The sequence below is a fragment of the Alkanindiges hydrocarboniclasticus genome (assembly GCF_001982605.1).
Lineage (GTDB): Bacteria > Pseudomonadota > Gammaproteobacteria > Pseudomonadales > Moraxellaceae > Alkanindiges > Alkanindiges hydrocarboniclasticus.
Window position 1 is genome coordinate 74,973 of the sequence record NZ_MLCN01000029.1, and the last position, 17,423, is coordinate 92,395.

Sequence of the window (17,423 nt, forward strand, 5' to 3'; positions counted from 1 at the left end):
GTTTAGCCAGCCATTGAGCCAGCAAGCGGGCCATCTATCAAATCGGCAATCAGGCTTTCCATTTTGGTATAGCGTGAGCCTTTGAATAATAAACTGGCATCAGGCATTTCTGCCTGTGCCAGAAATTGACGCAGATGTGCTAGTAATTCGGATTTTTCAGTAAATGCCTGTGCCTGAATCTGGGATGTTTGCAACTGTAGGCCAGCAATGGTCTGTGCTGCAAACTCACCCACGGCAAACACCGCGTCCAGTTCCAGTCTGGCCAGATCCTGCCCTAGTGCAAAATGTTCATCAGCAGCGGCATCACCCAGCTCGCCAATATCACCCAGTACCAGTATCTTGTTGCCAGCTTGTGCAGCCAGTACCTGTGCGGCAGCACGCATGGAATGCGGATTGGCATTGTAAGTGTCATCAATAATGAGCCAATTGCCATGCTGCTTGAAGGTTAAGCGCCCTTGTGCACCCACTGCCGACTCCAGACCTTGGGCAATTTGTAGTAAAGGTATATCAATCGCCAAGGCAAAGCTGGCCGCAGCCAGTGCATTTTCAATATTATGTTGTCCGGCAAAAGGCAATGAAATGGCTATCCGGCCCTGCGGCGTTACCAACTCAAAACGGCTGCTATTGGCCTGTAATTCAATATGCTCGGCAAAGACATCACCGCCCGTACCAAATGAAATGGTTTTATGACGACTGGCGGCCTGCTGCACCACATCACTAAAATCACCCTGCGCAGGGACGATGGCAATGCCTGCTTCATCCAGATGATTAAAAATTTCTGACTTGGCGCGGGCAATACCCAGACGGCCACCAAATTCGCCCATATGTGCCGTACCAATATTCAGCACTCCGGCAACCTGTGGCTTGACCAGATTTGAGGTGTAATCAATTTCACCCACATGGTTGGCACCCAGTTCCATCACGGCATAGCGGTGTTCCGGCAATAGCTCCAGCAACATCATGGGGACGCCAAGGTCATTGTTTAAATTGCCACGGGTCACCAGCGCAGGCGCGCCAATCCGTAAAATACTGCCCAGCATTTCCTTGACGGTGGTTTTACCACTACTGCCCGTAAGAGCTAAAACCGTTAAATCCGGACACTGCTGGCGACGATAGCCACCCAAGTGGCCCAGTGCCAGACGCGTATCCGCTACCAGCAGTTGTGGCACAGCCAACTGTTCGATAAGACGGGAAACAATCACAGCCGTTGCGCCACTGGCAACAGCGTCAGCCACAAAATTATGGCCATCAAACCGCTCGCCAACCAGTGCCAAAAAAACACCACTAGGCTGAATGCGACGGTTATCGGTCACAATCTGCTTAAACTGTTGTGGCGACCCAGCTTGCAGGTTGTGCCACTGCCCTTGTGTTGCCAGTTGTAATTGCTTACTGCTCCACGAATCAGGCACAGCAGAAGATGGCATTTGAGAAGATGACTCTTGAAAAGAAGCGCTATGTTGAAAAGAATCGGACTGACCCATGATTTACTCGATATGCCCAATATGCATAAAAAAACCAGCAGCTACGCCGGGTAACCGGATGGCGGTGTGCCATTTAAGCCTAATGCGGCCCTTAATTCCACCACGTCATCAAACCAGTGGCGTACCCCATCAATTTCCTGATAGTTTTCATGGCCCTTGCCTGCAATCACTACAATATCATGTGGCCTGGCCTGTGCCACTGCCTGACGAATGGCAAGACGGCGATCTGCTTCAACCTGTAGTTTGCGGTGCTGCTGTTCGGTTACACCAGTCAGCATGTCATCCAGAATCTGTGCAACAGCCTCGGTACGCGGGTTATCTGCGGTTAACAGCACCTTGTCAGCCAACTCAAGCGCAGCCTGTGTCATTAACGGACGCTTGCCGCGGTCACGGTCACCACCACAACCAAACACGGCCCAGAGCTGGCCCTCACCGGCCACATGATGCTTGAGACTACCCAGCACTTGCGTCAAGGCATCGGGTGTATGCGCATAATCCACCACAAACAACCGGTCATGGTCATTAACCACCTGCATGCGCCCCGGCGCACCCTGTAGCAATGGAACAAACTGCTGAATTTGTGCAAGGCTTAAACCCAATGCCAGCGCGCCAGCCACTGCCGCCAGTAAATTAGCCACATTAAAATGGCCCAGTAACGGACTATGCAGGCTGCATTGCCCCTGCGGAGTTTTTAAAGCCACCATTGCGCCTGCCAGCGAATACTGCACTTGCTGGACATAAAAATCGGCACTGGAATCTTTTAGGGAATATGTCCAGAGGACTGCACCTTGTCCTGAGCCATGGCCGGCCTGCTCTGCACTGGCTTGCATGATGGCTGAAGCAGGATCATCGGCATTTAAAATAATGTGTTTTAGGGAAGGAAACGCAAACAATCTGGCCTTGGCAGCGGCATAGTGTTCCAGCGTGCCATGGTAGTCCAGATGATCACGGGTTAAATTGGTAAAAATGGCCACCTCAACCGGTGTTCCGGCCAAACGTCCCTGATCCAGCCCATGTGAACTGGCCTCAAGGCAGGCATACAAGGCCCCTTGCTGGCCAAACTGGTGTAATTGCTGTTGCAGGTGGATGGCATCCACGGTGGTGTGGGTCGATGGCTCAATATTCGGTAAAATGCCATTGCCCGTGGTGCCCATGACAGCACTTGCAAATTCAGCCTGATGTAACAGCTCTGCCAGCAGGCGGGTTACCGTGGTTTTGCCATTAGTGCCCGTTACCGCAGCAATCCGGGGTAAATGCACGGCCTGTTGCTGTTGTAGCCAGCGTTGGGCCAGCACACCAATCCACTGGCGTAAATCTTCAATCAAAAATACCGGCTGAGTTTCAAACTGGCTTACAGCCACTTCACTAAAAACAGCTATGGCCCCCTGATCCAGCGCCGATTGAATAAACTCGGCCATGCGCGCGGCCTGTGTGGTGCCATGCAAGGCAAAAAACACATCACCCGGCTGAACACTACGGCTATCCAGCACCAGTTTGTTTAGCGGCTGGACAGGCCATGCATCATTGGCGTGCTCTGGCCATAGCTGAAATAAGGTATTTGACATGCTGGCCTCAAGCTGCAGGGGTTGATTTTGGCAAGTCCAGTGGTTTGTCCAGTGGTACATTGAGCAAGCGCAAGGTTTCCTGCATCACTTTGCTAAAAACCGGGGCAGCAGCCAGGCCACCATATTTACTGACCGGATTTTCCACCACCACCACCATGGCAATGCGCGGATTACTTACCGGGGCAATCCCGGCAAATAAGGCACGATATTCTGTGGTGGAATAGCGGCCATTAACCAGCTTGCGCGCTGTACCAGTTTTACCCGCTACCCGGTAACCTGGAATAGCAGCGCGTGTGGCAGTACCACCCGGCTCAACCACCCCTTCCATCATGCCAAGTACTTCCTGAGCAATTTTAGGGTCTATCAGCTGTTCACCCGCAGGCACTTTATCCAGCTTTTTAAGGCTCAAGGGATGCGAAACCCCACTATTGCCCAAGGTGGCATAGGCCTGCGCAACCTGTAATGCAGTGGCATTCAGGCTATAGCCATACGACATGGTGGCCACTTCAGACACATTCCATAATCTGGAAGGCAAAATCAGGCCGGCTGCTTCACCGGGGAAATGCACTGCGGTACGCTGGCCATAACCCAGCCGCTTAAAGAAAGTAGGCATGGTGCTATAAGGTAACGACAAGGCAATTTTTGCAGTGCCCACGTTGGATGATTTAACGATAATGCCGCGCATGTCCAGCACGCCATAATTGTGCGTGTCACTAATCCGGTGATTGCCAATCATCATGCTGCCCGGATTGGTATTGACAATATCGTTGACCTGCCATTTACCAGATTCCAGTGCCGCCATCATGGAAATCGGTTTCATGGTAGAACCCGGCTCAAACATGTCAATGGCCGCGCGGTTTCGCATGGCATCCTTGTTATTTAAGCCGTTGGGATCATTGGGATTAAACGATGGCCAACTGGTCATTGCCAGAATTTCACCGGTCTTGACATCTACCGCTACTGCCGTGGCAGAGCGCGCATTCTGGGCAATCCCGGCAGCAGTAAGTTCACGGTATAAAATATACTGCAACCGCGAATCAATACTGAGCGTCATGTTCTTGCCGGGTGTTTCGGGCTTAACCAGCTCGACATCCTTAATCCGGTTACCCCGGCGGTCACGCATCACCCGCATCTTGCCATCTTCACCAGTCAGCAGCTTGTTCCATGCCATTTCCAGCCCTTCAATACCACGGCCATTACGGTTGGTGAGGCCAATAATCTGGGCATTGGGCTGGGCTTGCGGATAATAGCGCTTAAAATCATTTTCCGGATAAACCGACTGGAACTTACGGCTTAAAATCACCTTTGCAGTGGGTGGTGGTAACTGGCGCTTTAAAATAATATAACGTGACGTTTTGCGGCGGTTAACCAGCTGGATCAGCTTTTCGCGGTCTTCCCCAATGGCATCAGCCAGCGCATTTAAATCAAAATTAGTCTTGGCCAGTTGCCGCTTAAGCCGCGCACTGGTCGGGTTTTCCCTGAGCTTTTGCTCAATTTCCCGATGCTCTGCCATGGCCTCAAAGTATTCCTTGGGGTCCATCCACAGGTTGACCATGGGCGTACTGATTGCCAGTGGCACCCCATTACGGTCGCTAATCACACCACGTGTGGCCTTAAGCGTATCGGTGCGCAATATCATGGCATCGGCTTTTTGCTGCAAAAACTGGTGATCCAGTACTTGCACATAAAAGGCCCGTGCCACCAGAATCACAAAAAATGCAGCAACACAGCCCCACAGGATTTTAAAGCGCCACAAATCAACCGCAAGGCTGGGCTTTTGTGTCACAGAACGCTGTTTTGTCCGTTTTTTTTGGTCGCCAGCAAGAATATTTTTTTTCATTGATGCAATAAGCCTGCTTACAACGTCGGTGTGGTCAAAACCACGGTTTGAGAAGGCGGCGGTGAGTACATGCGCAGGGTCATCACCGCGCGACTGCCAATTTGTGCCGTAGCCCCAAAGGTTTGCTGCTCAATCAGTAAGCGGCTCCACTCAACATCCAGATTTTCGCGTGCCTTGCGCACTTCCTGCAAGTCCCGGAATTCCTGCCGGTACATAAATACCTGCTGAACCACAGCCAGAGCACTACCAACAATAAGCAGCACCAATAATATGGGCAAAACCCATGTTTTTAAGGCAGGGGAATGTAATACTGATCTGATGGCCATTAGGCATGCTCCAGACGCTCAGCCACACGTAGCCAGGCACTACGCGCGCGCGGATTCTCACTCACTTCTTCCGGGCTTGGCGCAATACGTGCCACTTTTTTTAAGGTGCGTGGATCTGCTTCTGATTGTGGCAACCAGCCCTGTTGTTCCGGCAAGGTGGATTGCTGCTGAATAAACTGCTTGACCAAGCGGTCTTCCAGTGAATGAAAACTAATCACAGCCAGTCTTCCCTGTGGCTTTAAGGCCTGTACAGCCTGTGGTAAAAAGTGGGTTAAATCATCAAGCTCATGATTAATCGCAATACGGATGGCCTGAAAACTGCGCGTGGCCGGATGCTTGTGCTTTTCCCACTTGGGGTGTGCTTCCTTGACAATTTGTGCCAGTTGACCCGTGGTTTCAATCAGGCCTGCCTGTTTAACGGCTCTGGCAATGCGGCGGCTATACCGCTCCTCGCCATATTGAAATAATACATTGGCCAAGTCTTCTTCTTCAATATCCTGTAGCCACTGGCTGGCAGTTAGCCCCTTACTGTTGTCCATGCGCATGTCCAGCGGGCCATCCTGCATAAAGCTAAAGCCACGCCCGGCCTGATCCAGTTGCGGTGAAGACACCCCCAGATCGGCCATGACACCATCGACCAAACCAGTATTTAGCTGTTCCAGTTGCTCGGCTAGATCGGCAAAACTGGCATGCACCATGGTTAGCCGCGAATCCTGCCCCACCATGGCTGCACCGACGGCCTGTGCCTGTGGGTCTTTATCAAATGCAATGACCCGGCTGTTGGCACTCAGGCGTTTTAACAGGGCCTGCGTATGACCGCCACGCCCAAAGGTGGCATCAATGTAGATTCCTTCTGTGCGTCCAGCCAGTAACGCATCAATCGTTTCATTTAATAGCACAGAAATATGGGACATACCGCAACACTTGTAAAGAAGAAGACCTGCAAGGGGCGACATTATCATGTTGTTGCACGGCTGCGCAAAGCAACTTTTTGTAGCAGGTCACATTTATTAGAATTATTTAAGTTTCTGATTCAAAGTTTAGTTTTCTGGTTATCCCCAAGTCTATTAATTCTACTAAGACCCTATTATGGCCTCACCACACTGCCGGTTTATTCAATACTGACTTCATCCAATAAACCGGCAGCATAGGAGCTGGTAAAACAATGCGTGGCAAGGGCTTTATACCTTTTCTCAGCATCGTTCATATCTGATAGTGACCTGAAGCAGCACTTCACCGTATTCGCCAATAACCACTATTTCTTGCAGCACAACTGGGCACTGCTTCGCTTTATCGCGCCCACTTACAGCATAGCTGCTCACCTTGCGGCGCGGCGAAGCAATGCTTCGCTTTATCGCGCCTCATAAATCTGGTCAAAAATGGCACCATTCACAAAATGGGTTTGCTGCGCCTTAGGCCAGCCTCCAAACACATCACCAATGGTAAACAGCTTAATGGTAGGAAATTGCACAGCATACTTGGCCTGTACCTTTTTATCGCGTGGCCTGAAAAAATGCTGTGCGGCCAGTTCCTGTCCGACTGGCGAATATAGATAATTCAAATAGCCCTTGGCCAAATTACGGTTACCATCCTTATCAACATTTTTATCGACAATGGCCACTGACGGCTCAGCCAGAATGGAAACCGAAGGATAAACAATATCAAACTTGTCCTTGCCTAGTCCCTTGGTAGCCAGCAATGCCTCGTTTTCCCATGACAACAGCACATCGCCAATGCCACGTTCGGCAAATGTGGTAAGCGAGCCGCGCGAGCCTGAATCCAGCACCTTGACATTGTGGTATAACTGCTTAACCAGCTCACGCGCCTTGGTGTCATTGCCACCGGGCTGTTTAAGTGCATAACCCCATGCGGCCAGATAAATCCAGCGCGGGGCGCCACCGGTTTTTGGATTGGGGGTAATAATTTCTACACCGCCTTTGGTTAAATCATTCCAGTCCCTAATGTTTTTGGGATTGCCTTTGCGCACCAGAAAAACCACGGTTGAGGTATAAGGTGCCGAATTGCTGGGAAACTCTTTTTGCCAGTTTTTATCAATCAGTCCGGCAGCACTGATTTCATCAATATCATTGGCCAGTGCCAGCGTGACTACATCGGCCTGCAAGCCATCAATGACTGCCCGGGCCTGTTTGCCAGAACCGCCATGGGATTGCTGAAACGTTACCTCCTGACCCGTGTGTTTTTTCCAGAAACTTGCAAATGACTGGTTATAGTCCTGATAAAATTCACGGGTTGGGTCATACGACACATTCAAAAATTTATGGGCTGAATGCGTGTCGGCATACACACTGGATGCCAAAAGACTGCCAGCCAGAAATAATAGCCCTGCTGCTTTTATTGCCCGGTTTTTCATTCATTATGGCCTTGTTTGTCTGTTCTGCTGGCAAGCGTAATTAAAAAATTCAACTTAAAAAAATAATTAAAATTTCATTTCTTATCTGTTTTTTTGCTATACGCATGAGCGTCTCCCTTGCTGCGAATAGCGAACGTGGCTGTAAATTTTCCGCTATAATCCCTGCAATTTAGAAATTTTGCCTGCCCAGACCTATGACTGTCCGTACCCGTATTGCGCCCTCTCCAACCGGTTTTCCCCATGTAGGAACTGCCTATATCGCGCTGTTTAACCTGTGCTTTGCCCGGCAACATGGTGGTGAATTTATTTTAAGGATTGAAGACACCGATCAAACCCGCTCAACGCCTGAATCTGAAAAAATGATTCTGGATTCACTACGCTGGCTGGGTCTAAGCTGGGCTGAGGGGCCGGATATTGGTGGGCCACATGCGCCCTATCGCCAAAGTGAGCGTATGGGTATTTATAAGCAATATGCTGAAGACCTGGTGGCAAAAGGCCATGCATTTTACTGCTTTGCCAGCAGCGAAGAGCTGGACCAGATGCGCGCTGAACAACAGGCACGTGGTGAAACGCCAAAATATGATGGCCGTGGCTTAAAGCTGTCCGAGTCTGAAGTACAGCAACGCCTGGCTGCCGGTGAGCCACATGTGATCCGCATGAAAATCCCGCAAAGTGGCACTTGCCAGATTGATGACATGCTACGGGGCACAATTGAAATTCCGTGGGAACAGGTGGACATGCAGATTTTGCTCAAAACCGACGGCATGCCCACGTATCATCTGGCCAATGTGGTGGATGATCACCTGATGCAAATTACCCATGTCATTCGTGGCGAAGAATGGATTCCATCTGCACCCAAGCATCAGTTGCTATACCAGTATTTTGGCTGGGACATGCCGGTACTGTGTCATATGCCACTACTGCGCAACCCGGACAAGTCCAAACTGTCCAAACGCAAAAACCCAACCAGTATTACCTATTACCGTGATATTGGCATTTTGCCGGAAGCCCTGCTGAATTATCTGGGGCGTATGGGCTGGTCAATGCCGGATGAGCGCGAGCAATTTAGCTTGGATGACATGATTGCCCATTTTGATCTCAAACGGGTGTCCTTGGGTGGGCCAATTTTTGATGTAGAAAAACTAAACTGGCTGAATGGTCAGTGGATTAAAGGTTTAACACCGGGCCAGCTACTGGATAAAATTCTGGCATGGCGTGGTAACCGTGAAAAGCTGGAACAGATTGCCGCTGCCATTCAACCCCGTATTAATACCCTGTCTGATGCGATTGACTGGGCTGGGTTTTTCTTTAACCGTGTCCCCAAAGTTGGGCCTGATGCTTTTGCCAGCAAGAAACTGACTGAAGAACAGGTGCGTCAGAGCCTGCAACTGGCGGTATGGCGTCTGGAAGCCCTGGTCAGCTGGAACAAGGACACCGTGAGCCAGACCCTGATGACGCTGGCTGAGCAAATGGGTATCAAGCTGCGTGACTTTATGCCAGCATTTTTTGTGGCGATTGCCGGCTCAACCAGCAGCACACCCGTGATGGAATCCATGGTGATTCTGGGTGCTGACCTAACTTATGCGCGCTTGCGTGCAGCGCTGGAAGTGCTGGGTGGCGTGAGTAAAAATGAAACCAAGGCATGGCAAAAACTGAATGAAAGCCTGCAACTGCCGAAAATTTCAGCAGATGATGAAATCAATCCCACTTAATGATTGACAGGACAGCACCAACTGCTTAACATCTGCAACCCATGGGGATATAGCTCAGTTGGTAGAGCGCTACAATGGCATTGTAGAGGTCAGCGGTTCGATCCCGCTTATCTCCACCATATTTAGATTCAAAGAAGTCCAAAATCGTCCGAAAAGCCTTGAAGCATATAGCTCCAAGGCTTTTTTGTTGTCCAATGGCATCCTAGGCAATTTAACTGAATCCAAGCATAGTTGTTGGTACTTCTGTTGGTACATGCTCTTTTAGCCCAACCCATACCAACAAAATGCTTTTTTTAGCACTATTTCATAGGGTTAGATCATGCTTACCGATACCAAAATCAAAAAACTCAAACCTTCTCCCGATATAGAAAAAAGGCCTGACAAATACAGTGATGGTGGCGGCCTGCAACTGCATGTTTTTTCTAATGGCAGCAAATACTGGCGCTTGGCCTATCGTTTTGAAGGCAAGCCAATGATGCAGGCATGGGCTGATTATCTGGATGCATTAAAAGCTACACAAAACAAAGAAGGCTAAGATATCCAATTTTTTTAATTGACTAAACTCTGCTGCTAATACCTCTTATCTTTTCCGTACTGGCTCCCTTTGCCTGTTGATTTTATTTAAGCGCACAATGTTACATATTCCTCATATTTCTTGTGCATACTTTTAATCCTAATACATACCTACAGTAAATTCATCAGACCATATTTCCACGAATAGATTTTGTTTAGAAAATAATATAAAAGTACCGAAACTAACAGCCGTTATATCATCTATACTCCTTAATAAAGATATCAAATCAGTTTTTAAAACCTTATGCGAAATATCTATCCAAAAATATAGAGCTCTTCATTAGCCCATTTTTCTTTTTTAAAAAACGCTTCTAGTTCTGAAAATTTACATGTTTGAAATATCATAGGACATACATGCCAGTCTATACGTCCCCATGAGGTTTGCTTTACACTTTTTAAAAAAGTATCCGCTACGATCTTCCCTTCATCATTTTTTAGTACCAAAACTTTTGGATTTAGAGCTTCTATGCACTCTTCAAATAAGCTGCTCATACCTCTCCTCATTCTTTAAAAACAAATTACTTATATATCCTAGTAGTACTGTTCATCAGAGTGGAAAGAGTTATAAAAATGTCCACTATTAGGAACCATTTCTCTTCTATCCCTCCTGCTAATCCTATTCTAAATACTGCCTCTTTATTTCAATTCTGTCCAAGTGAACTGATCCTGAACTGATACTGGCAAGTTGCCGGATCAGGTATATCTTTAAAACAGGGTTAAAAAAGGAATTCAGGCACATGAATATTCAACAATTCAAATATCTGCTACTGGCACTTTCTCTGGGCACAGTAAGCGAAACCTTTGCCGCACAATATGTGCGTTATAATGTGAATAGCATACAGGGTCAGGCCAATTTAAAAGCCATGGAAATGGCATTCTGGAAAATGAAGCAAATGGGCTGTGCCGATCCGCGTAGCTGGTACTATCAGGGTGCCATTCATCAGGTGCCGCAAAACCTCAAAACCAATCCTGACTGTCCCGATTTTGTGATCAAAAATAATCAGCCACCCATATTAAAAACAGCATGGAGCAATTGCACCCATGCAAGCTCCCATAGTCCGCAACGTCCGGCCAGCGACCTGAATTTTTTATTGTGGCACCGCTTGTACACCGCACGACTGGAAGCAGTGGTGCGCCAGTTATCCGGTAAAACTGACTTTACTATTCCTTATTTTGATTATCAGAACATTCAAGCCCTGAGCCTACCACCATTGCTACGCAATAGCATGGTTCCTGCCCAACCGGTGTCCCTGACAAACACCGCAGTGATTCCAGCCCACCAAAGTGCGCTATACACGCCCGCCCGGCGTCAAAACATGAATGCTGGCCAGACCATTGATGTACTGGAAGCCGCCACCCTTAATCGGGCCATTACTGCACTGGACAACAATAGCCTGTTTATGACCTTTAGCAATGCCATCAATCAGTCACCGCATGGCGAAATGCATGATTATCTGGGCGGTGATGGGCAGGGAATTGATAATCCGATTTTGCAAACCAGTGGCAAGGATTCTTCGGGACTCATGGCCAATGTCAGCAGTGCCGGCTTTGACCCGGTATTCTGGTTGCATCATGCCGCCATTGACCGGCTGTGGGCCAAGTGGGATGTCAAAAATAAAAATAATCCCTATGCCCGTCCCAGCCTGCAAATGCTCCAGCAACAGCAATGGCCCTTTGTTTTCTTTGATGCCAATGGCCAAGCAGTGCGCTATCGCACTGCGCAGGAGATTTATCGTGCCGTGTACATGCCGGATTACCGTTACGATGACATGCCACCGCAACTGCTGGAACAGGCAGGAAATCCGGCTGACAAAGCAAAAGATAGCAGTCGCCCACTGGTTAAGTCGGTTGTGCTGGAACAAACATTAGCCAGCCCCCTAACCAGCCAGCGCCAGACTATCAGCGTAACGACCTCAACCCAAAAGTCGCCATTCCGGTTCCTGCGCCAGCTCAAGCAACGGCTCACTGCCCGCTCGGCTCAAGCCTGGACACTGGATCTGGCGCTAGAGATTAAGGGCAATCCGGGCAATAGCTATCAGGTGTTTTTAGTTCAGGACAACCAGCGCCATTTTATCGGGGTGATCAACTTTTTTGGACTTGAGCACCAATCCCATGCGCACGCAATGCCAAGTTCCCCTGAGGAAATGACTGCCCATAGCATGATGGAAGAAAAAAACTTTGAAGTCAGCCCATTCTTTCAACATGACCAGCCATTTAGCCTGGAAATCAGTCCGGTTGATGGCAGCAGTAATGAGGATGCGGTCATCATCCGCAAGATTCAGGTATCCGCTTATCAGACCCGATAAGCAATGCACAAAACCGGTTAAACCCCGTTTAGCCCATTAAACCGTTTATAAAACTTGAGGATGAGAAGCTGCAAAACACAGGATTGATTAGCTTTTCATTGCTTTAAAAAAGGAACACATCATGGCAAATTTTAAACATGTGGCAGTGATTGGCGGTGGTATTTCTGGCTTGTCCAGCCTGTATTACCTGATTCAGCGCGTACACAGTGCCGGGCAGTGCCTGATCCTGACCCTGTATGAATCCAAAAATGCACTGGGTGGCAATGCAGAAACCGTCACGGTAGACCTTGGCATGCGGGTCAATCCTGAAGATCCGTCGCAGCATCGCTATCAGCGCTGGGCAGACCTTGGTGTCAATGACATGAACCTGAGTGCCTATCCGGAAACCGAAAAACTGATGCAGGCAGTGGGCTATCTGGAACACCTCAAACCGCTGCAAAACAGTGAATGCTACTGGGCGGCTGATGGCAGCGTCGAACTCACCGATGACAATGATTTAACTTTTGGGGTGAGTGACCCGGACTTTAACCTGAACTATGTGGATGGCGGCAAGTTTGCCCAGCTCATCAAGGTGATTCATCAGGCAGGTCTGGATAAGGTCAAGGACGAGCACCTGCCCACCAGTTATACGGTTGCCCAGTTTTTTAATGATTGCATGAACCAGCCCCAGGCCATGCTTACCATGGCAGCAGCTGAATTGGGCATTAGCGTTAACTGGAATGACCCTGAGCTAAAAATCCGGATTAAAAATATCCGTGACCGGATTTATTATCCCCGCATCTCGGCCATGTATTTTACCGATGACCGTGGCCCCGGCCTGATGCCACTGGCCGCGCCGTTTAACTATTACCGGATTCAGGAAGGTGGTGCGCAAAAGCCCAATCGCCGTTACTTTGATGGTGGGGCACAAAAATGGCTGGAAATGTTGTCCAGTTATATTCAGAAAAACATGGCTTCTGCACAGGTCCGGGTGATTATCCGGCGCAACACCCCGGTATCTGTGGTGCACCTGTCGGCCAATAAAGTGATTGTCGAAACTGCTCAGGGTACGGTTGAACATGACATGTGTATTATGGCAACCCATGCCGATGATGCGCTTAAGGTACTTCGTTTTGCCCCTGATCTGGCGCAGGAAGGCCAACAGCTTAGCAGCCTGATGCGACAAGTGCGCTATACCAGAAGTTTTGCAGTGTGCCACACTGATGCAGGCTGCATGCCACACAATAAGAACATCTGGCGCACCTACAATGTGCCGGTTCGCAAGCCCAGTGATTCGCAGGCCTACAACATTCATTACGTGGTTAACCTGCACCAGAATGACCACAATGTCCCCGCCTATGACCATGCCGGCCTGCCACAATATTTTGTCTCGCTGGTAGAAGATTTAAGCCGTATTCCAGCAGAATCCATGCTAAACCGGGTGAATTATGTGCATCAACTTTCACCGCAAATCCGTCATGTGCTGCCCAAGGCCACCGTGCAGCGCATGCAGGATGACGCCCTGCAATCGGGTTATACCAGCCAGATGCAGCAGATTCCACAGGAGCTGAATGGCAAGGCATGGACTATGTTCAAGCACAATGTGCTGGATGCCAACTGCATGCAGGCCCAGCGTGACTTGCAGGCCTATCAGGCCAAACAGGCTGCGTCCATTGCCGCTGGTAGTTTGCCGCGCTGTCGCCTGTTTTTTAGTGGGGGCTGGACCAATGGCGCTGGCTTGCATGAACAATGCCTGATGCAGGCACAGCAAGTTAGCCAGTGGCTTATGCCTTCCAGCATGCAGCGCAAGGCCGGGTAAAAGGTTGGTTTATTGGCTGAGGGTTTGCTGCTGATAAGCCTGTAACAAGTGCGGGGTAACACCCGCCAGCCCCAGCTGTATGCCGCTGGCAAAACACCTGCGCCATGCGTCTTGCCGTAGTAGGTCATGTGGTGCTTCCAGCCAGTCCGCATGCTGCTCAATCAACTGAATAAAATGCGTGCTCCATGGACAAGGCTGGTCTGCGGTATAGTCACGTAATTTTCTGGCATAGACTCTGGCTTGTACTGGATTATTGCGCATCAGGTAATACTCGGCCACGGCCACATAAAACCGGTAATAATTATGCCCCACACAGCCTTTGTCTAAAATGGGCTGTGCAATGCTTAAATCCTGCTGAACCATTGCATGGTCTGCTGGGTTGTCATCGGTTAGCAGGGCCTTGGTGGCCAGTATCCACGGCCCAATAAAGGCATAGCATTGATGCTGCTCAATAATTTGCCAGGCTTGGGCAATATAGCTTCTGGCATCCTGCGGCTGACCCGTGACCCACGCCAGCCGTGCCAGACTTTCCAGCAAAAATGCTTCAAACCGGAACGCACCCATGGCCCGTGCCAGTTCCAGCCCCTGACTGACCTGCACATGCGCCTGTTCATACTGGCACAGTGAAATCAGCACCCAGCCAGCGGTCAGCCGTGAAACCACCTCAGCGCGCCGGTTGCCCACCCGTTTGCTCAGCTCGGCGGCAGACACGGCATCTTGCAGCGCGGCCTGTGTTTCATTGGCGTAAATCCGCAAGGTGGCCAGCATAAACAGATTGGCCGTTTCAATTTCCAGTAACTGATGTTCACGCGCCAGTACAATGCTGCGCTCCAGATATTCCCGTGCGGTTTGCATGTGACCCTGTGCATAGCTGGCATCACCCAGCCCGCCATAGGAACGCACCCGGATTTCCTGCAGGTTGGTCATTTCAGCATAATGAATGGCCTGATTATGAAAGGTTTTACAGTCGCTAATATTGCCGAGGAAAAAGCTTAAATTGGCCTTGATGTTAAATAACTGTGCCAGTACTTCAGTATCCTGCTGCGCCAGTGCCTCAGGCATCACCTGTTCCAGCAAGGCCATTTCATGATCGCGCGCTTCCAGAATATTTAAGGTCCGAATCAGGCCAATAGCAGCAGTCAGTTTTTTCTTCTGATTGGGCGCCAGTTGCATGGCCTGTTCATAATAGCGCCGCGCATCATGGGTTTGCCCCAGCTTGTTGGCGGTACTGGCAGCCAGATAATGCAGGCGATAACGGGTATCATCATTAAAATGCGCACTGTCGATGCTCAGGCATTGCTCAATGAGCTGACGCGCCTCCTGATAGTCCAGCCGATCATAATAGGCCTGAATGGCCAGCAAATACTGCATCACGGCACGCGGATCACTGGCCTTTTGAAAATGAAAGGCACTGCTGGCAGCATCGCGCTGCTGATAATACTCTGCCCAGCCCAAGTGCAGGTTTATCCGTTGGGTGGCATCCATGGCTTCATAAATCGACATGGCAATCAGGTTATGCACAAACACATGATCCTCACCCAGCGCACGCATTAAGTAATGCTTGACCAGCGCATCAAAACTGTAGGATTCAATCTCAAGCACGGCCAGTATCTGTGGCAGTGACACCTGCCGTCCGGCCACCGAGGCATAGCGCAACACCAGACGGTCCAGTGCCGACAGGTAATCCAGCTTGCCCTGAATCAGGTGGGCCAGCGTGGCCGGCAGGTGATCCATTTGTCTGGCCCGCAACAACTGGGTTAAAAACAGCGGGTTGCCATTGGCATGTTGTATGCAGCGCTCCCGATATACCGGGTCAACATCTGGAAACTGTTCAGCCAGTTGCAGGGCATCGGCTGGCCGCAACGGGGATAAATCCAGTAAGGTAAAGCTTAAGTCCACAATACTCTGGCGCAAATGCTGCTCCAGTGGGTCCTGCTCATGGCGTGAACTCAGCAACCAGATTATGGGGGCTTCCTGAGTCAGAATTAGTAGCTGGCCCAGTGCTTCCAGATCAAGCTGACTGGCCCAGTGCACATCCTCAATCACCAGTAGCAGTGGCTGCCTGAGGCTGAGTTGCAGCAGCACTGCGGCCACAGCTTCCAGCTTTAGGGTTTCGCGGGCCGAAGCAGCCAAGGCGGTATATACCGGATTTTCATGGGCCAGCGGCACTTTCATTAGCAGCATGAGCGCCGTGAGCTGTAACGCTGATAAATGCAGCTCATTCAAGAGCGCAGTGATGAATTCATTGCTGTGGCGCTGCTGTAGCGGCACATCCAGAGTATTAAACACCAGTTGGGCCAGCAGGCTTTCCTGAAACTCATGCTGGCTGTCCGAGAGCCAGGCATGATAACAGTGCACCTGATGCTGCTGGGCAAGACCGGCAAATTCCTCAATCAGGCGTGATTTACCTACCCCGGCCACGCCCCGGATATACAGCACCGTGGTTAACTGATCCTGCAAGACATCTTCCATGGCCATTTTCATGAGCAGCAGTTCACGGTCACGGCCATACAGGGTGAGCTGGTCAAGGCCGGCATGACACTGGTTACAGGTGCTGCTCATGTCCAGTTGCTGAAAGGCAGGACACTGTCGGCAGTGATCGGTTAAATCCAGCAAGCGCAAATAGTGCTGGCGCTTATTTTCAGCATCCGGGCCTTCAAAGCCTGTGTTTCCAGACTCAGCATCCGCAAAAAGAGCATGTTTTTGAAATTCAACATGTAAACCCCGCGCAACCCATAATACCGGGCCCGTAGTAGCAACTGGCCAATCATCCGGTGCAGCCATCGCAGTATGCTGAAATTTCAGGCTATTGCTGGCCGGATACCATTGCGCACTGTGCAGCAGGATCTGGGCATGACTATCCAGCGCTGCCAGACTGCCATACACGGCCCATGCGTAACGCAAACTGTTAAAAATGTCATGCTGGCTGGCCTGCTGGCTACCAAATATCAGGTGCAGTGCCTGCGCAGCCTCAATCACATGGCAAGGCAAATGCGCTGATGCCAAACGGCTTTGCAAGATGGACTGAATATCAATGCCGCTATTATGAGGATAGTGCACGGTTAAACAAATAATGCTGCGGCTGTCATCGACCAGCAATGCCGGAGCAGCCAGCGGCAGGGACGCTACACGGTCAGGGGCAGTAAAAGCCGCAATAATCAGTTCTTCGACTGCAATATCGTACAGTCTGGCAAACTGTTTGGCAGTTCTGTACAGCACGGCTTTGCCAGACTCGGCGCGCTTAATGGAAGCGACCGATAAATATATTTTCAACTCAAAACTATGTAGTGCCAGCGCTTCCTGACTCAGGCCCAGATGTTTGCGCTTTTCCTTTAGCCGGGCAATATTCAATTTGATGCGCCCATCATTGGGCTGGTGCGGCAGGTTGTCATTTTCATGGCCATTTAGCATGACGGCTCTCTATCTCGCGTGGCGTAAATCTTTATGTCTT

Annotated in this window: 11 protein-coding genes, 1 tRNA gene and 1 pseudogene; 5 read left to right on the forward strand and 8 right to left on the reverse strand. The window is 50.0% G+C overall.

Translation table 11 applies throughout. The features are described from left to right. Positions 1-2 precede the first annotated feature (2 nt). From BKE30_RS11370 to BKE30_RS11395, 6 genes are all read right to left on the reverse strand, one after another. On the reverse strand, positions 3-1,424 hold the full coding sequence (locus tag BKE30_RS11370) for a UDP-N-acetylmuramoyl-tripeptide--D-alanyl-D-alanine ligase (RefSeq protein ID WP_076878708.1): 1,422 nt from the start codon (positions 1,422-1,424) through the stop codon (positions 3-5). Positions 1,425-1,522: 98 nt separating this feature from the next. Beyond that, positions 1,523-3,046 carry a UDP-N-acetylmuramoyl-L-alanyl-D-glutamate--2,6-diaminopimelate ligase gene (locus tag BKE30_RS11375; RefSeq protein WP_076878709.1) on the reverse strand — a complete coding sequence of 508 codons (1,524 nt, stop codon included), beginning with the start codon at positions 3,044-3,046 and terminating at the stop codon, positions 1,523-1,525. A gap of 7 nt (positions 3,047-3,053) precedes the next feature. Next, on the reverse strand, positions 3,054-4,886 hold the full coding sequence (locus tag BKE30_RS11380) for a peptidoglycan D,D-transpeptidase FtsI family protein (RefSeq protein WP_076878710.1): 1,833 nt from the start codon (positions 4,884-4,886) through the stop codon (positions 3,054-3,056). 17 nt (positions 4,887-4,903) lie between these two features. After that, positions 4,904-5,212 carry a cell division protein FtsL gene (gene ftsL / locus BKE30_RS11385; protein ID WP_076878711.1) on the reverse strand — a complete coding sequence of 103 codons (309 nt, stop codon included), beginning with the start codon at positions 5,210-5,212 and terminating at the stop codon, positions 4,904-4,906. Beyond that, the gene (gene rsmH / locus BKE30_RS11390; protein ID WP_076878712.1) at positions 5,212-6,126 is read right to left on the reverse strand and encodes a 16S rRNA (cytosine(1402)-N(4))-methyltransferase RsmH; all 915 of its coding nucleotides are present in this window, start codon (positions 6,124-6,126) and stop codon (positions 5,212-5,214) included. The genes ftsL and rsmH overlap by 1 nt, the downstream gene beginning before the upstream one ends. A 437-nt stretch (positions 6,127-6,563) precedes the next feature. Continuing rightward, positions 6,564-7,583: a sulfate ABC transporter substrate-binding protein gene (locus BKE30_RS11395; RefSeq protein ID WP_076878713.1), complete on the reverse strand. Its 1,020-nt coding sequence runs from the start codon at positions 7,581-7,583 to the stop codon at positions 6,564-6,566. A 194-nt stretch (positions 7,584-7,777) separates the two neighbouring features. On the opposite strand from BKE30_RS11395, the gene gltX reads away from it, so the two are divergent. The 3 genes from gltX (at position 7,778) to BKE30_RS11410 (ending at position 9,830) form a co-directional block, all read left to right on the forward strand. Then, complete coding sequence (gene gltX / locus BKE30_RS11400) at positions 7,778-9,295, forward strand: glutamate--tRNA ligase (protein ID WP_076878714.1); 1,518 nt, start codon at positions 7,778-7,780, stop codon at positions 9,293-9,295. 43 nt (positions 9,296-9,338) lie between these two features. After that, a tRNA-Ala gene (locus BKE30_RS11405) sits at positions 9,339-9,414 on the forward strand. A 200-nt stretch (positions 9,415-9,614) separates the two neighbouring features. Then, positions 9,615-9,830, forward strand: a complete 216-nt coding sequence (locus BKE30_RS11410; RefSeq protein ID WP_076878715.1) for an Arm DNA-binding domain-containing protein — start codon at positions 9,615-9,617, stop codon at positions 9,828-9,830. A gap of 138 nt (positions 9,831-9,968) precedes the next feature. On the opposite strand, the pseudogene BKE30_RS16640 reads toward BKE30_RS11410, so the two are convergent. Then, positions 9,969-10,372 (reverse strand): annotated as a pseudogene (locus BKE30_RS16640) (CDI toxin immunity protein). Positions 10,373-10,605: 233 nt separating this feature from the next. Between BKE30_RS16640 and BKE30_RS11420 the strand changes: the two are divergent. Together BKE30_RS11420 and BKE30_RS11425 are read left to right on the forward strand one after the other, a co-directional pair. Next, a complete protein-coding gene (locus tag BKE30_RS11420) occupies positions 10,606-12,174 on the forward strand; it encodes a tyrosinase family protein (RefSeq protein WP_076878717.1) in 1,569 nt (522 codons plus the stop codon). A gap of 121 nt (positions 12,175-12,295) precedes the next feature. Then, positions 12,296-13,972 carry an FAD-dependent oxidoreductase gene (locus tag BKE30_RS11425; RefSeq protein WP_076878718.1) on the forward strand — a complete coding sequence of 559 codons (1,677 nt, stop codon included), beginning with the start codon at positions 12,296-12,298 and terminating at the stop codon, positions 13,970-13,972. Between the two features lie 9 nt (positions 13,973-13,981). Here BKE30_RS11425 and BKE30_RS11430 read toward each other — a convergent pair whose 3' ends face one another. Beyond that, positions 13,982-17,383, reverse strand: coding sequence for an AAA family ATPase (locus tag BKE30_RS11430; protein ID WP_076878719.1), 3,402 nt, complete (start codon positions 17,381-17,383; stop codon positions 13,982-13,984). Positions 17,384-17,423 lie beyond the last annotated feature (40 nt).

Coding starts and splice junctions, on each gene's coding strand:
- BKE30_RS11370 (WP_076878708.1), bottom strand. CDS start 1,424: ATGCCATCTTCTGCTGTGCCTGATTCGTGGAGCAGTAAGCAATTACAA.
- BKE30_RS11375 (WP_076878709.1), bottom strand. CDS start 3,046: ATGTCAAATACCTTATTTCAGCTATGGCCAGAGCACGCCAATGATGCA.
- BKE30_RS11380 (WP_076878710.1), bottom strand. CDS start 4,886: ATGAAAAAAAATATTCTTGCTGGCGACCAAAAAAAACGGACAAAACAG.
- ftsL (WP_076878711.1), bottom strand. CDS start 5,212: ATGGCCATCAGATCAGTATTACATTCCCCTGCCTTAAAAACATGGGTT.
- rsmH (WP_076878712.1), bottom strand. CDS start 6,126: ATGTCCCATATTTCTGTGCTATTAAATGAAACGATTGATGCGTTACTG.
- BKE30_RS11395 (WP_076878713.1), bottom strand. CDS start 7,583: ATGAAAAACCGGGCAATAAAAGCAGCAGGGCTATTATTTCTGGCTGGC.
- gltX (WP_076878714.1), top strand. CDS start 7,778: ATGACTGTCCGTACCCGTATTGCGCCCTCTCCAACCGGTTTTCCCCAT.
- BKE30_RS11410 (WP_076878715.1), top strand. CDS start 9,615: ATGCTTACCGATACCAAAATCAAAAAACTCAAACCTTCTCCCGATATA.
- BKE30_RS11420 (WP_076878717.1), top strand. CDS start 10,606: ATGAATATTCAACAATTCAAATATCTGCTACTGGCACTTTCTCTGGGC.
- BKE30_RS11425 (WP_076878718.1), top strand. CDS start 12,296: ATGGCAAATTTTAAACATGTGGCAGTGATTGGCGGTGGTATTTCTGGC.
- BKE30_RS11430 (WP_076878719.1), bottom strand. CDS start 17,383: ATGCTAAATGGCCATGAAAATGACAACCTGCCGCACCAGCCCAATGAT.